This is a genomic window from Microbacterium sp. NFH-22A-Y (genome assembly GCF_021401375.1).
GTDB classification, from domain to species: Bacteria; Actinomycetota; Actinomycetes; order Actinomycetales; family Microbacteriaceae; genus Microbacterium; species Microbacterium hominis.
The window spans coordinates 503,565-517,382 of the sequence record NZ_JACBGF010000003.1 but is presented as its reverse complement, the minus strand read 5'-3'; the positions used below and the strand labels follow the sequence as shown (position 1 = coordinate 517,382).

The following is a 13,818-nucleotide window of genomic DNA, read 5'->3' as shown; positions in this document are numbered from 1 at the left end:
AGGTGTGTTCAGCGGAGGAGAAATCGAAGCGTGGCGGGCACCGGGGAGGTGACTGCGGTGCTACTTCGATGCGACGGTGCTTGTGGCTGCGTCCGCGATGGAGCCGGGCGTCGGGGGTGCGCTGACGTCCACGAATTCATCGGTGTTCTGCGATTGTACAGCCCCGCCCCGCTCGCGGCCGCGCATGTACGGCGACGGCTCGAAGCCGGGGTGACGACGCGTCTGCACCACGAAGATGGCCAGACCCACGATGACCCCGAAGATGGCCGCCCACACGTTGGTGCGCAGGCCGAAGAACACCTCGCTCGGGTCGATGCGGATGCTCTCCCAGACGATGCGACCGGCGCTGTACCAGACGAGGTAGATCGCGAACAGACGGCCCCACTGCAGCCGGAAGCGGTGGCCGGCCCACAGGAGGACGAAGACACCCATCGTGTTCCAGATGACCTCGTAGAGGAACGTCGGGTGGAACAGCGTGCCCGCGGGCAGGCCGACCGGCCAGGCCGCGTTCGGGTAGTCGATCTGCAGGCCCCACGGGAGGTCGGTGGGCAGGCCGTACAGCTCCTGGTTGAACCAGTTGCCGAAGCGTCCCATCGCCTGCGCGAGCAGCAGCCCCGGGGCCAGGGCGTCGGCGAAGGTCCAGAAGCGGATGCCGGTCCACTTACAGCCCAGCCACGCACCGATGGCGCCGCCGATGAGAGCGCCGAAGATCGCGATGCCCCCGTCCCAGACGTTCCAGATCGCGTCGCGGACGAAGGGGTTCCACCAGTCGCGGCCCTGCTCGAAGTAGAAACCCCAGTGGGTGACGACGTGGAAGGCGCGCGCCCCGACGATCGCCAGGGGCACGGCCAGCAGGCAGATGTCGATGACGACCCAGGCCTCGGCTCCGCGCTTGGTCAGCCGGTGGTTGGTCATGAACGCCGCGACGACGATCCCCGCGAGGATGCACAGGGCGTAGAAGTGGATCGTCAGCGGGCCGATCTGGAAGGAGCTGATCGACGGGCTCGGGATGCTGGCGACGACGGAGGCGGAGGAAAGCACGAGGGGCAGTCTACTTCGCCGCTGGGATCGTCACGTGTCGCCGCGGTGGGCTCAGGAGCCGGTGCCGCCCGTGAGCGCGCGGGTCTCGGCGGCGAGGGCCGCCACGCCGCCGTCGCGGAGGGCACGGACCAGAGCCGTCCCGACGATGGCGCCGTCGGCGTACTCCAGCACTCCGGCGACCTGTTCGGCGGTCGAGATGCCGATTCCGACGCAGGCGTGCTCGACGCCGAAACCGCGGAGGCGGGCCACGAGGGTGCGGGCGGCGGCATCCAGTTCTGCGCGCTCCCCCGTGATGCCCATCGTGGAGACGGTGTAGACGAAGCCGGTGGAGGCGTCCGCGATCATCCGCAACCGCTCGTCGGTGGAGGTCGGTGCGGCGAGGAAGACGCGGTCCAATCCGGTGCGCTCCGAGGCAGCGATCCAGTCGGGTGCGGCGTCGGGGGTGATGTCGGGGGTGATCAGGCCGGCTCCCCCCGCCGCGACGAGCTCGTCGGCGAACCGGTCCACGCCGTACTGCAGCACCGGGTTCCAGTAGGTCATCACGAGGATGGGCACGTCGACGCGCGCGGCGATGGCGCGGACGGCCGTGAAGGTGTCCCGCAGCCGGAAACCGCCGGCGAGGGCCGCCTGCGTGGCCTCCTGGATGATGAGCCCGTCCATCACGGGGTCGGAGTAGGGCGGCCCCAGCTCGAGGATGTCGGCGCCGTTGTCGGCCAGGGCGACGGCGGCGTCGATGCTCGTCTGGAGGTCGGGGAACCCGAGCGGCAGGTAACCGACGAACGCCCCCCGCCCTTCGGCCTTCGCGGCGTCGATCGCCGCGGCCACGCGCGAGGTCACTGCGCGGCCCCCTCGTCGTAGAGCCCGAACCAGCGGGCGGCGGTGTCCATGTCCTTGTCGCCGCGGCCGGAGAGGCTGACGGCGATGATGGCGTCCGGGCCCAGCTCGCGGCCCAGGCGCAACGCGCCCGCGAGGGCGTGGGCGGACTCGATCGCCGGGATGATGCCCTCGGTGCGCGAGAGCAGGCGCAAGGCGTCCATGGCCTCGGCATCCGTGGCGGGGATGTACTCGGCGCGGCCGATGTCGGCGAGCCACGCGTGCTCCGGCCCGACACCCGGATAGTCCAGGCCCGCCGAGATCGAGTGCGACTCGACGGTCTGGCCGTCCTCGTCCTGCAGCACGTAGGTCTTCGCGCCGTGGAGCACACCGGGCCGTCCGCGCTCGATGGATGCCGCGTGCTTCGGGGTGTCGACGCCGTCGCCGGCCGCCTCGACGCCGTACAGCTTCACCTTCTCGTCGTCGAGGAACGCGTCGAACATCCCGATCGCGTTCGAGCCGCCGCCGACGCAGGCGACGACGGCGTCGGGCAGCCGCCCGGTCTCGTCGAGGAGCTGGGCGCGCGCCTCCTCGGAGATGATCTTCTGGAAGTCCCGCACCATGGCCGGGAACGGGTGGGGCCCCGCCGCGGTGCCGAAGATGTAGTTGGTCGTCTCGACCGATGCCACCCAGTCGCGGTATGCCTCGTTGATCGCGTCCTTGAGCGTGCGCGACCCGGTCGTGACGGGGATGACCTCGGCGCCGAGAAGACGCATGCGGGCCACGTTCAGTGCCTGGCGCTCGGTGTCGACCTCGCCCATGTACACCGTGCACTCGAAGCCGAACAGCGCGGCGGCCGTCGCGGTCGCGACACCGTGCTGGCCGGCGCCGGTCTCGGCGATGACGCGCTTCTTGCCGAGCCGTTTCGTCAGCAGAGCCTGCCCGATGACGTTGTTGATCTTGTGTGAGCCGGTGTGGTTGAGATCCTCGCGCTTGAGGAAGATCCGCGCGCCGCCCGCGTGCTCGGCGAAACGGGGCACCTCGGTCAGCGCCGACGGGCGCCCCGCGTACGAGTGCAGCAGGCTCTCGAACTCCGCCTGGAACGCGGGGTCGGCCTTGGCCGACTCGTACTCCGCGGTCAGCTCGTCGATCGCGGCGATGAGCGATTCGGGCATGAATCGACCGCCGAAGTCGCCGAAGAACGGTCCGTGCTGGTCACGCAGGCTCATGATCCGGCCTCCAGGAAGGCATGCAGGGTGGTGACGGGGTCGTTCGTGACGAGCGCCTCCCCCACCAGGACGACGTCGGCGCCGCCGGCGCGGTAGTGCGCGACGTCGGCGGGGGCGAGCACCGCGGACTCGGCGATCTTCACGGCATCCGCCGGGAAGTGCTCGGCGAGCGAGCCGAACAGGTCGCGGTCCAGCTCGAAGGTGGACAGGTTGCGGGCGTTCACGCCGATGAGCTTCGCGCCCAGGTCGGCCGCGCGCTCCAGCTCCTCGCGGGAATGCGTCTCGACGAGCGGCGTCATGCCGAGCTGGAGCACCAGCTCGTGCAGTCGGCTCAGCAGCGGCTGCTCGAGGGCGGCGACGATCAGCAGCACCAGGTCGGCGCCGGACGCACGTGCCTCCAGCACCTGGTACGGCGTCGCGATGAAGTCCTTGCGCAGGACGGGCACGCTGACGCGTCCCTTCACCGCCTCGAGGTCGGCGAGGGAGCCCTTGAATCTGCGCGCCTCGGTCAGCACGGAGATCGCCGAGGCTCCGCCCTCCTCGTACAGCGCGGCCTGGAGGGCGGGATCGGGGATCGCCGCGAGATCGCCGCGGGACGGGCTCGCGCGTTTGACCTCGGCGATGATCTTCACCCGGTCGGCGGGGGCGAGGGCGGCGAGGGCGTCGAGCGCGGGGGCCTGTGCGAGGGCGTCACGCTCGACATCGCGAAGAGGACGTGCGTCCTCCCGCGACCGGGCATCTTCCACCGCACCGGCCGTCAGGCCATCGAGCATGTCAGTGCTGCTTCGGGGCGTACTTCGGGCCCTTGGCGCCGTAGCCGGCCTTCGCCATGCCCCAGCCGACGAGCGCGCCGACGATGAGCAGGCCCACCGAGGCCCAGACCAGGATCGGCATGTCGAACCAGTAGAAGACCGTGCCGAGCGTCACGGCGAGCAGCATGATGACCACAGCCGTCCAGGCGGCGGGCGAGTGTCCGTGGCCGGGGTCGTCGATGCTGTTGCTCATGATGCTCCTCGGAGTGATTCGGGGGTTCTCCGCCAGTCTAGCGGGCGGTGGGATCGTCGCCGTGCGACAGGTCGTCCCAGGAGTCGATCGCGTCGTAGGGCCGGGACGCCGCCGCGGACGGCGCGGCGGCTCCCGCGCCGGTCCCGCCGTCGGTGCGGTAGCGCCGGCCGCTGCGGCGCCAGAGGTGCGCCGTCGCGATCGTCAGCGCGCCCCCGGCCACGATGAGCACCCCCGCCACGACGGTCAGCCAGGGCCACGGCGTGGCGGTGACGGACGTCACGAGGCCGGCGATCGCGGCCGTACCCGACAGGCCCGTCGACGTCGTGACCGCGGCGGCGACCGCATCCAGCGGCTGCTCGATCGCGATGCGGGCGGCGGCGATGGTCAGCGTCCCGCCGATGAGGAGGGCGAGCGCGCCGAACGCATACCGCAGCGCGCGGCCCACCACCGTCAGCGCGAGTCCCAGCGCGAGGGCCGCCAGACTCAGCGGTGCCAGCATCGTGAACGCCTTCGCCCCCGCCACCTGCAGGGCCGCGGTCGCGCCCGCGTCGAGGGTCACGTCGAGCCAGGTCTGGGTCGACGAGATGATCGCCAGCGCTCCGCCGGCGATGATCGCCAGCACCGCAGAGCTGCGCGCACGTGCCGTCACGACGCGTCGCCGCCGGAATCGAGGGGCGCCCAGGCGACGACGGGCGACAGGTCGTCGGCGTCGAAACAGGTGTGGTCACCGGTGTGGCAGGCCGCGCCGATCTGCTCGACGGCGATCAGCAGGGTGTCGCCGTCGCAGTCCAGCCGCGCGCCGCGGACGTACTGCGCGTGTCCGGAGGTGTCGCCCTTGCGCCAGTACTCCTGGCGGGACCGCGACCAGAACGTCACGCGGCCCTCCGTCAGCGTGCGGCGCAGCGCCTCGGCATCCATCCACCCGAGCATGAGCACCTCTCCGGTGTCGTGCTGCTGGATGATCGCCGGGACGAGCCCGTCGTCGTTGAAGGCGACGCGGCCGATGCGGGGATCGTCGACGGCGGTCATCGGCGCACCTCGATGCCGTCCGCGCTCAGCGCGTCCTTGACCTCGCCGATCGTCAGCTGGCCGGAGTGGAACACGGATGCCGCGAGCACGGCATCGGCTCCGGCGTGCACGGCCGGGGCGAAGTGGTCGACGCTGCCGGCGCCGCCGGAGGCGATCACCGGCACCGACGACAGCTCGCGCATGAGCCCGACCAGCTCGAGGTCGAAGCCGTCCTTGGTGCCGTCGGCGTCGATCGAGTTGACGAGCAGCTCGCCGGCGCCGCGGTCGATGGCCTCACGGGCCCAGTCGAGGGCGTCGAGGCTCGTGGCCGTGCGTCCGCCGTGGGTCGTCACGACGAACCCGGAGCGGGTGCCGGGTGCGCGCTTCACATCGAGCGAGAGCACGAGCACCTGGGCGCCGAAGCGGTCGGCGATCTCGCCGACGAGGTCGGGGCGCGCGATGGCCGCGGAGTTCACGCCGACCTTGTCGGCACCGACGGCGAGCAGGCGCGCGACGTCGTCGGCGCTGCGAACGCCCCCACCCACGGTGAGCGGGATGAAGACCTCTTCGGCCGTGCGCCGCACGACGTCGTACGTCGTCGCGCGGTCGTCCACCGTCGCGGTCACGTCGAGGAACGTCAGCTCGTCGGCGCCCTGGGCGAAGTAGAGCGCGGCCAGCTCGACCGGGTCGCCCATGTCGCGCAGGTTCTCGAAGTTCACGCCCTTCACGACGCGGCCGGCGGCCACGTCGAGGCACGGGATCACCCGTCGTGCGAGCGACATGTCAGAGCCTCGCGTTGTGGATCGGCGTCACCAGGATGGCGCGGGCGCCGATGGCGTAGAGCGCGTCCATGACCTGATTGACCGTCGTGCGCGGGCTCATCACGCGCACCGCCACCCACTCCGGGTCGCGCAGCGGCGAGATGGTGGGCGACTCGATGCCGGGTGCGATCGCCACCGCGTCGTCGACCAGCGACGCCGGCAGGTCGTAGTCGATGAGCACGTAGCGGCGCGCGACCATGACGCCGCGCAGGCGCCGCAGCAGGGTCTCGGTGCCCTCGGCCTCGGTGGGAGCCCCGATGAGCACGGCCTCCGACTGCAGGAGCACCGGTCCGAAGATCTCCAGGCCCGCCTGCTTCAGCGTCGTGCCGGTGGAGACCACGTCAGCGACGGCATCCGCCACGCCGAGCTGCACCGCCGACTCGACCGCACCGTCCAGCGGCACGAGGTCGACGGCGACGCCCTGCTCGTCGAGGAAGCCGTCGACGAGGCCCGGGTAGGCCGTCGCGACCCGCAGGCCCTCGAGGTCGGTCACCGCGGTGAAGCGTCCGGGAGGGCCGGCGAAGCGGAACGTCGAGCCGCCGAAGCCGAGCTGCTCGATCTCACGTGCCCCCGGCATCCGGGCGTCGAGGAGCAGGTCGCGGCCGGTGATGCCGACATCGAGGGCGCCGGAGCCGACGTAGGTCGCGATGTCCTTCGGACGCAGGTAGAAGAACTCGACCTCGTTGATCGGGTCGATGACATGGAGATCCTTGGGGTCGCGACGGCCGGTGTATCCGGCCTCCGCGAGCATCTCGGCGGCGGTGTCGGCGAGCGACCCCTTGTTCGGCACGGCGATGCGCAGCATGGGTGAAGGGCTTTCGGTAGCGGGACGAGCAGAGGCGGGAGCGCGCTCAGAGATGTCGGTACACGTCGTCGAGGGTGAGGCCCTTGGCCAGCATGAGCACCTGCAGGTGGTACAGCAGCTGGGAGATCTCCTCGGCCGTCTCGTCGTCGGACTGGTACTCCGCGGCCATCCACACCTCGGCGGCCTCTTCGACGATCTTCTTCCCGATGGCGTGCACGCCGCGGTCGAGCTGCGCGACCGTGCCGGAACCCTCGGGACGGGTCTCGGCGGTCGTCGTCAGCTCCGCGAACAGGGCGTCGAACGTCTTCACCCTGACAGGCTACCGGTCCGCGCCGGGGGCGAGCGCCGTCCGGGCGGCCGGCGGGCGGGTCAGTGCCGGTGGTGATCGGCGGCGAGGCGACGCAGGGCGGCGATCGCGCGGTCCGGCTCCCCCGCGCCGAAGACGGCCGAGCCGGCGACGAACGTGTCGGCGCCGGCCTCGGCGGCCTGGGCGATCGTCGACTCCGAGATGCCCCCGTCGACCTGCAGCCACACCTGCGAGCCGCGCCGACGGGCCTCGTCGTGCAGTCGCGCCAGCTTGGGCATCTGGTCGGCCATGAACGACTGTCCGCCGAAGCCGGGCTCCACGGTCATGACGAGGATCTGGTCGAACTCGTCGAGCACGTCGAAGAGCCCCTCGACCGCTGTCGCGGGCTTCACCGCCACCCCGGCGCGGGCACCGATCGCGCGCAGGCGGCGCGCGAGGGCCACGGGATCGGTCGCGGCCTCGAGGTGGAAGGTGACCGATGCCGCACCCAGCTCGGCATAGCCGGGAGCCCAGCGGTCGACGTCCGAGATCATGAGGTGCACGTCCAGCGGCACCGGGCTCGTCGCCTGGATGCGCTCGACCATCTGCGGCCCGAACGTCAGGTTCGGCACGAAGTGGTTGTCCATCACGTCGACGTGGACGAAGTCGGCGGTCCCGATACGGGCCAGCTCCGACTGCATGTTCACGAAGTCGGCGGCCAGGATGCTGGGGTTGATGCGGATGTCGCCGGTCACGGCACCACCCTAGCCGCCGCCGACGGGCCCGCCGGGCCGCTCAGCGCTTGCGCAGCAGCGAGATGGACATGGCATCGGTGCCGTGACGGTGCGGCCACAGCTGCGCGCGCCCGGACCCGTCCGCGGGTGGGGCGAGATCGATCGGTGCGTCGGAGATCCCCGCGACGACCGCACGCGCATCGATCTCCTCGATGGTGTCGCCGTGGGTGCGCAGGGCGTCGGCGACGACCGCGGCGGTCTCGGCCAGGTGCGGCGAGCACGTGACGTAGGCGACGATGCCGCCCGGGCGCAGTGCCGCGATCGCGGCATCCAGCAGTTCGGTCTGGAGCGCGGCGAGCTCGGGGACGTCGGCGGGCTGCTTGCGCCAGCGCGCCTCGGGACGACGGCGCAGGGCGCCCAGGCCGGTGCAGGGGGCATCGACGAGGATGCGGTCGTAGCGCCCGCGGGCGGCCCGTGTGCGACCGTCCTCCTCCGACACCGGAACCTCCAGCGGTACTGCCGCGACCGAGTCGCGCACGAGCGGCGCGCGAGCCGGCGACAGCTCGTTCGCCTCCAGCTCCGCGCCGTGGGCGAGCGCCTCCGCCGCGAGCACCGCCGTCTTGCCCCCCGGCGCGGCGCACAGGTCCAGCCAGCGCTCGCCGGGTGCCACCGGGAGGGCGCGGGAGAGGGCGAGCGCCGCCAGTTGGGATCCCTCGTCCTGCACGCGGACGAGGCCCCCGGATGCCGCGACCAGCGCACCGGGATCGCCCCCGGCGGAGCGGAACCCGAGCGGCGAATACGGCGTCGGCGCGGCGTCGGCGGGCCGGTGCGCCAGTCCGGGGAGAGCGGCGAGGGTGACCACCGGCGCTGCATTGTCGGCGGCGAGGAGCGCTTCGAGCTCGTCGGCGCGGCTTTCCGCGGCCAGGGCGCGGCGGAAGGCGCGGATCACCCACACCGGATGCGCGTAGCGGAGGGCGAGGCGCTCGTCGTCCGACCGCGCCCCCGCCGCGAGACGCTCGTCCCACTCGTCCGGCGTCCGCTCGCTGACGCGACGCAGCACCGCGTTCGCGAAGCCCGCCGCCGACGCGCCGACGGCTTTGCGCACCTGGCGGACGGTCTCGTTGACGGCCGCGTGCGCGGGCGTGCGCATCGCCAGCAGCTGATGGACCCCCAGCAGCAGGGCGTCGCGCACGGCGGGGTCGATGTCGGCGACCGGGCGACGTGCGGCATCCGCGATGATCGCGTCGTAGGTGCCCTCGCGGCGCAGCGTGCCGTAGGTCAGCTCGGTGGCCAGTCCGGCGTCGGGGCCGGTGAGCCCGGCCCGCGTGATCGCACGCGGCAGCAGGAGGTTGGCGTACGCGTCGGAGTCGTGCACGGCGCGCAGTACGTCGTAGGCCACCCAGCGCGGCGACCCGCTCACGAGGCCGCCTCCCCCGACGACGGCAGCTCGATGCGCGGGTCGTCGACCCGCACGCCGCGCCACCAGTCCCCCGCCGCCATCGCGCTCTTGCCGGCCGGCTGGACGGTCTTCAGGACCACGCTGGTGCCGCCGCCGGCACCGAGCAGGATGTCGCGGCCCGAGGCGCTCACCACGCCCGGCTCCAGCCCCGCATCCGGCCCGCGGTGCGCCGCGAGGATCTTCAGCCGCGCGCCGTCGAAGCTCACATGCGCCCCGGGCTCGGGCGTCGTGCCGCGGAAACGGTCCAGCACGACGTCGGCGGGAGCCGTGAGATCGAGGGCGCCATCGGCGATGGACAGCTTCGGAGCGAGCGTGGCCGTCCCCGTCTGCGGCGTCGCGCGCGCGGTTCCCGCCGCGATCTCGTCGACGACGCGCACGAGCAGCTCGGCGCCGGCGTCGGCCAGCTCGGTGAGCACCTCCCCCGCGGTCGCGCCGCGGGGGACGTCGTAGCGCACCTCTGCGAACACGTCACCCGCATCCAGGGCGGCGACGAGCTGGAACACGCTCGCGCCCGTGCTCCGGTCCCCCGCGATGAGCGCGTGCTGCACCGGGGCTGCGCCCCGCCAGCGCGGCAGGAGGGAGAAGTGCAGGTTGATCCACCCGTGCTTCGGCATCGACAGCAGCGGTTCCCGCACGAGGCCGCCGTAGGCCACGATGACGCCGAGATCGGGCGCGAGGGCGTCGATCGCGGCGCTCGCCGCGGCGTCGAGGCGGTCGGCCTTGACGATCGGCACCCCCAGGTCCGCTGCCGCCGCGGCCACCGCGGACGGCGTCAGCACCCGCTTGCGACCGAGGGGCGCGTCGCTGCGGGTGACGACCCCGACGAGATCGTGAGCGGATGCCGCGACCGCCCGCAGGGACGGGACGGCGGGCGCCGGTGTGCCGGCGAAGACGATGCGCATGGGATACCTCGGTTGATGACGACGATCACGGCGGCGAGCCCGCCGGATCAGAGATCGAGTTCGGGGACGTCGAGCCGCACCCGCAGTGTAGTGCGCGCGCCGCTGTTCGCCCCGCGCGCCGGTCCGCGACGGGCCGCGCGACGCCCCCGCAGGGCCTCGGCGACGACGGCCGCGCGCAGCGTCTCGGCGACCGCCTTGCCGTGGGCGTAGTCGAAGCGCACGAGGGCGCGGACCACCCCCTCCTCAAGGGGGACGGGACCCAGGATCGCGCCCGCGGGGGCGGCGAGCGTGGGAACGGCGTCGCGGACCGCGCTGAGCGCCCCCTCGACGGCGGTCACGCTGCCCTCGACCGCCGCGACGCGGATCACCGGTGGCATCGCGAGCGGCGCGCGGTCGGCGAGCTCCGCGCGCGCGTAGGCCGGCTGCGTCCAGGTCGCGAGGGCGCGTGCGACCGGTCCCGCGACACCCACGAGGTGCACGGGGGCCGTCGGGGCCGCGAGCGCGGCCGCGTTCGACCACCAGCGCAGCGCGGACTCCCCGATGCGCAGCTGCTCGGCCAGCAGCATCCGGTCGCCGTCGAGCAGGATCACCGCCCGATAGCCGCCGCGCGCGAACGGCTCGGCGCCGCGGGTCGCGATGACGAGCGCCGGCCGCTCGTCGACGTGGGTCACGGGATGCGCGCCGTCGGCGACGATGACGCGGGTGTGGGGGAAGGCGCGTCCGAGCTCGTCCGCCGTGCGCTCGCTGCCCGACGACGCCATGCGCAGCTTCACCGAGCCGCAGTTCGCGCACGTCCAGGCGGGGGCGGAACGGCCGCACCACCCGCAGTCGGGGGTCGCTCCGGGGCGGCGCGCCCGCAGCGGGCCCGTGCAATGGCGGCAGCGGGCGGGCGTGCGGCAGTCGGCGCACACCAGCACCGGCGAGTAGCCCGGGCGGGCGACCTGCACGAGGACCGGTCCCTCGTGCAGGGCGTCGCGGGCGGCGGCGAACGCGCTCGACGGCACGCGGGCTCCCCGCGACTCGCCCTCGCGTGTGGCCGACAGCACGACCGTCGGGCTCGGCCGCCGGGCCGCCGGCAGGTCGCGCACCCAGCCGAGCTGCACCAGCCGCTCCACGTCGGTCGTGCGCGTGTGCCCGGCGAACACGAGCGCCGAGCCCTCCAGCTCCTGGCGGAGGAGGGCCGCGTCGCGCGCGTGGACGCCGGGACTGAGCGGCTCGGCCAGCAGGGGGTCGCCGTCGTCCCACACGACGACGCAGGCCGTGTCGTGCGCGGGGGCGTAGACCGTCGACCGGTTGCCGACCACGATGCACGGCGACGGCGTCAGCAGCCGCAGGTAGGTGGCGTAGCGCTCGGGGCCGGAGCGGCGCGCGTCGTCGCGCACCACGGTGTCGTCGGGTGCGCGCCCCGCGAGCGCGGTCAGGAGCTGGTCCTGGTCGCGGTGATCGGGCACCACCAGCACGGTGCTGCGCCCGTCCGCCAGCGTGCGAACGGCGATCGCGGCGACCAGGTCGGCCCACGCGCCGACCGGGCGATCGGGCGCGGGGCGCGGCGGCGCGTCGAGGGCGAGCCGCTCCCCCGCCGCGACGGCCCCGGACAGCCCCGGATAGGCCGCGAGCACGCCGTCGGCCCAGGCCGCGGCATCCGTCGACACCTCGGCGGCGGAGGCGTCCGCATCGCCGGCGGCGAGCCACGCCTTCTCCGCGCGCACCATCCGCTTCGGGATCACCAGCCTCAGGATGTCGCTCGCCGAGCCGGCGGCGCGGTCGGCCGCGCGTCGGGCGAGCGCGTACAGCGCCGGGGTCAGCACGGGCACCGACGAGACGACCGCGTCGAGCTCGGAGAGCGGCCGCTCGGGCGCCTCCGCCGTGTGCACCTCGACGAGGTAGCCGTCCACGACGCGCCCCGCCGTCCGCAGCGGCACGCGCACCCGGACTCCCGGCACGGCGTCGGCGACGAGCGATGCCGGGACCTCGTAGTCGAAGAGCCGGTCCAGCTGCGGCAGGGGCGAGTCGATGAGGACCCGGGCGACGACGATCACGGCGTCGGTCAGAGACCCGCGGCGGCGCGCAGCTCCTCGACGCGGTCGGTGCGCTCCCAGGTGAACTCGGGAAGCTCCCGGCCGAAGTGGCCGTAGGCGGCCGTCTGCGCGTAGATGGGCCGCAGCAGGTCGAGGTCGTCGATGATCGCCTTCGGACGCAGGTCGAAGACCTCTCGGATCGCCCGGGTGATCTTCTCATCGGACACGTGCGCGGTGCCGAACGTCTCGACGTAGAGCCCGACGGGCTCCGCGCGACCGATCGCGTACGCGACCTGCACCTCGAGGCGGTCGGCGAGACCGGCCGCGACGGCGTTCTTGGCGACCCAGCGCATCGCGTAGGCGGCGGAGCGGTCGACCTTGGACGGGTCCTTGCCGCTGAACGCGCCGCCGCCGTGGCGGGACGCGCCGCCGTAGGTGTCGATGATGATCTTGCGGCCGGTGAGACCGGCGTCGCCCTTCGGGCCGCCGGTGACGAACGGGCCCGCGGGGTTGATGACGTAGCGGACGTTCGACACGTCGAGGCCGGTGGCGGCGAGGATGGGGTCGATGACCTCGGCCTGCACCGCGGCGCGCAGGGCGGGCAGCGAGATGTCGGGGTTGTGCTGGGTGGAGAGCACGACGGTGTCGACGGTGCGCGGCACCGGACCGTCGTAGCCGAGGGTCACCTGGGTCTTGCCGTCGGGACGCAGGAACCCGAGCGCGCCGGAGCGGCGGGCATCCGTGAGACGCTCGGCCAGCCGGTGGGCGGTCCAGATCGCCATCGGCATGAGCTGCGGTGTCTCGGTCGTCGCGTAGCCGAACATGATGCCCTGGTCGCCCGCGCCGAGCGCGTCGACGGGGTCGACCGAACCGCCCTCGCGGTGCTCGATCGCGTTGTCGACGCCGGCCGCGATGTCGCCGGACTGCTCGCCGATCGACACCGTGACGCCGCAGGAGTCGCCGTCGAAGCCGGTCTCGCTCGAGGTGTAGCCGATGCGGTTCACGACCCGGCGGACGATGCCGGGGATGTCGACGTACCCGTCGGTGCGGACCTCACCCGCCACGTGCACGAGGCCCGTGGTCACGAGGGTCTCCACCGCGACACGGCTGCACGCGTCGACCGTCAGCAGGGCGTCGAGGATCGAGTCGGAGATCTGGTCGCAGATCTTGTCCGGGTGCCCCTCGGTGACGGATTCGGACGTGAACAGACGCAGCGCGCTCATCGGTGCTCCAGACGACAACGGGTACTCGACAATCATGCCCGCGATCTCCGACACGACGTCGTCGTAGCGGGGATCACGGGCATGGCGACGCCATACGGCGTCATGAAGTCAGCGGAGGATCACTCGGCCGCGCGCAGGCGCAGCTTGTCCTCGTGGATCTCGTGCAGCGCGATCGTGAGGGGCTTGTCCTCGACGCTCGAGTCGACGAGCGGACCGACGTTGTCGAAGAGGTTCCCCTCGTGCAGGTCGGAGTAGTAGTCGTTGATCTGGCGCGCGCGCTTGGCCGCGTAGATCACGAGCTGGTACTTGGAGTCGACCTTGTCGAGCAGTGCGTCGATGGGCGGGTCGATGATGCCCTTGTCACGTCCGGCCATGATGAACCTCCAGGATCGAATGGCGGTGGGAAAACTCGCGGGGACACGCCCACGCGGGAGAACTCGTGGCCGCAGGATGCCGCGGCATCCGTTCATTCTA

The 13,818-nt window shown here is 72.7% G+C and carries 16 protein-coding genes; all 16 read right to left on the bottom strand.

All coding sequences use genetic code 11. From position 1 onward, the window contains the following. Positions 1 to 60: 60 nt before the first annotated feature. The gene (gene lgt / locus L0965_RS13505; protein WP_060958628.1) at positions 61 to 1,041 is read right to left on the bottom strand and encodes a prolipoprotein diacylglyceryl transferase; all 981 of its coding nucleotides are present in this window, start codon (positions 1,039 to 1,041) and stop codon (positions 61 to 63) included. A 51-nt stretch (positions 1,042 to 1,092) separates the two neighbouring features. After that, a complete protein-coding gene (gene trpA / locus L0965_RS13500; RefSeq protein WP_101306411.1) occupies positions 1,093 to 1,878 on the bottom strand; it encodes a tryptophan synthase subunit alpha in 786 nt (261 codons plus the stop codon). Beyond that, the gene (gene trpB, locus L0965_RS13495; RefSeq protein WP_060958626.1) at positions 1,875 to 3,083 is read right to left on the bottom strand and encodes a tryptophan synthase subunit beta; all 1,209 of its coding nucleotides are present in this window, start codon (positions 3,081 to 3,083) and stop codon (positions 1,875 to 1,877) included. The genes trpA and trpB overlap by 4 nt, the downstream gene beginning before the upstream one ends. Then, positions 3,080 to 3,856 (bottom strand): indole-3-glycerol phosphate synthase TrpC, encoded by a 777-nt coding sequence (gene trpC / locus L0965_RS13490; RefSeq protein ID WP_101306410.1) that lies wholly within the window; start codon positions 3,854 to 3,856, stop codon positions 3,080 to 3,082. Before trpC ends, trpB begins: the two co-directional genes overlap by 4 nt. Position 3,857: 1 nt before the next feature. Then, positions 3,858 to 4,088 carry a DUF6704 family protein gene (locus L0965_RS13485; protein ID WP_060958624.1) on the bottom strand — a complete coding sequence of 77 codons (231 nt, stop codon included), beginning with the start codon at positions 4,086 to 4,088 and terminating at the stop codon, positions 3,858 to 3,860. Between the two features lie 37 nt (positions 4,089 to 4,125). After that, entirely contained in the window at positions 4,126 to 4,737 is a 612-nt protein-coding gene (locus tag L0965_RS13480) for a Trp biosynthesis-associated membrane protein (protein WP_101306409.1), read from the bottom strand. Continuing rightward, the gene (gene hisI / locus L0965_RS13475; protein ID WP_060958622.1) at positions 4,734 to 5,117 is read right to left on the bottom strand and encodes a phosphoribosyl-AMP cyclohydrolase; all 384 of its coding nucleotides are present in this window, start codon (positions 5,115 to 5,117) and stop codon (positions 4,734 to 4,736) included. Before hisI ends, L0965_RS13480 begins: the two co-directional genes overlap by 4 nt. Next, a complete protein-coding gene (hisF, locus tag L0965_RS13470) occupies positions 5,114 to 5,878 on the bottom strand; it encodes an imidazole glycerol phosphate synthase subunit HisF (protein ID WP_060958621.1) in 765 nt (254 codons plus the stop codon). Before hisF ends, hisI begins: the two co-directional genes overlap by 4 nt. Position 5,879: 1 nt before the next feature. Continuing rightward, the gene (gene hisG, locus L0965_RS13465; RefSeq protein WP_061781743.1) at positions 5,880 to 6,722 is read right to left on the bottom strand and encodes an ATP phosphoribosyltransferase; all 843 of its coding nucleotides are present in this window, start codon (positions 6,720 to 6,722) and stop codon (positions 5,880 to 5,882) included. A gap of 46 nt (positions 6,723 to 6,768) precedes the next feature. Next, entirely contained in the window at positions 6,769 to 7,032 is a 264-nt protein-coding gene (locus L0965_RS13460) for a phosphoribosyl-ATP diphosphatase (RefSeq protein WP_060958619.1), read from the bottom strand. Between the two features lie 59 nt (positions 7,033 to 7,091). After that, the gene (rpe, locus tag L0965_RS13455) at positions 7,092 to 7,763 is read right to left on the bottom strand and encodes a ribulose-phosphate 3-epimerase (protein WP_061781744.1); all 672 of its coding nucleotides are present in this window, start codon (positions 7,761 to 7,763) and stop codon (positions 7,092 to 7,094) included. 40 nt (positions 7,764 to 7,803) lie between these two features. Further along, on the bottom strand, positions 7,804 to 9,162 hold the full coding sequence (locus L0965_RS13450) for an RsmB/NOP family class I SAM-dependent RNA methyltransferase (protein WP_101306408.1): 1,359 nt from the start codon (positions 9,160 to 9,162) through the stop codon (positions 7,804 to 7,806). Further along, entirely contained in the window at positions 9,159 to 10,103 is a 945-nt protein-coding gene (gene fmt / locus L0965_RS13445; RefSeq protein WP_101306407.1) for a methionyl-tRNA formyltransferase, read from the bottom strand. Before fmt ends, L0965_RS13450 begins: the two co-directional genes overlap by 4 nt. A gap of 47 nt (positions 10,104 to 10,150) precedes the next feature. After that, entirely contained in the window at positions 10,151 to 12,142 is a 1,992-nt protein-coding gene (locus L0965_RS13440; protein WP_101306406.1) for a hypothetical protein, read from the bottom strand. A gap of 8 nt (positions 12,143 to 12,150) precedes the next feature. After that, a complete protein-coding gene (gene metK, locus L0965_RS13435; protein WP_101306405.1) occupies positions 12,151 to 13,344 on the bottom strand; it encodes a methionine adenosyltransferase in 1,194 nt (397 codons plus the stop codon). Between the two features lie 119 nt (positions 13,345 to 13,463). Then, positions 13,464 to 13,718, bottom strand: a complete 255-nt coding sequence (gene rpoZ, locus L0965_RS13430; protein ID WP_060958614.1) for a DNA-directed RNA polymerase subunit omega — start codon at positions 13,716 to 13,718, stop codon at positions 13,464 to 13,466. Between the last annotated feature and the right edge of the window lie 100 nt (positions 13,719 to 13,818).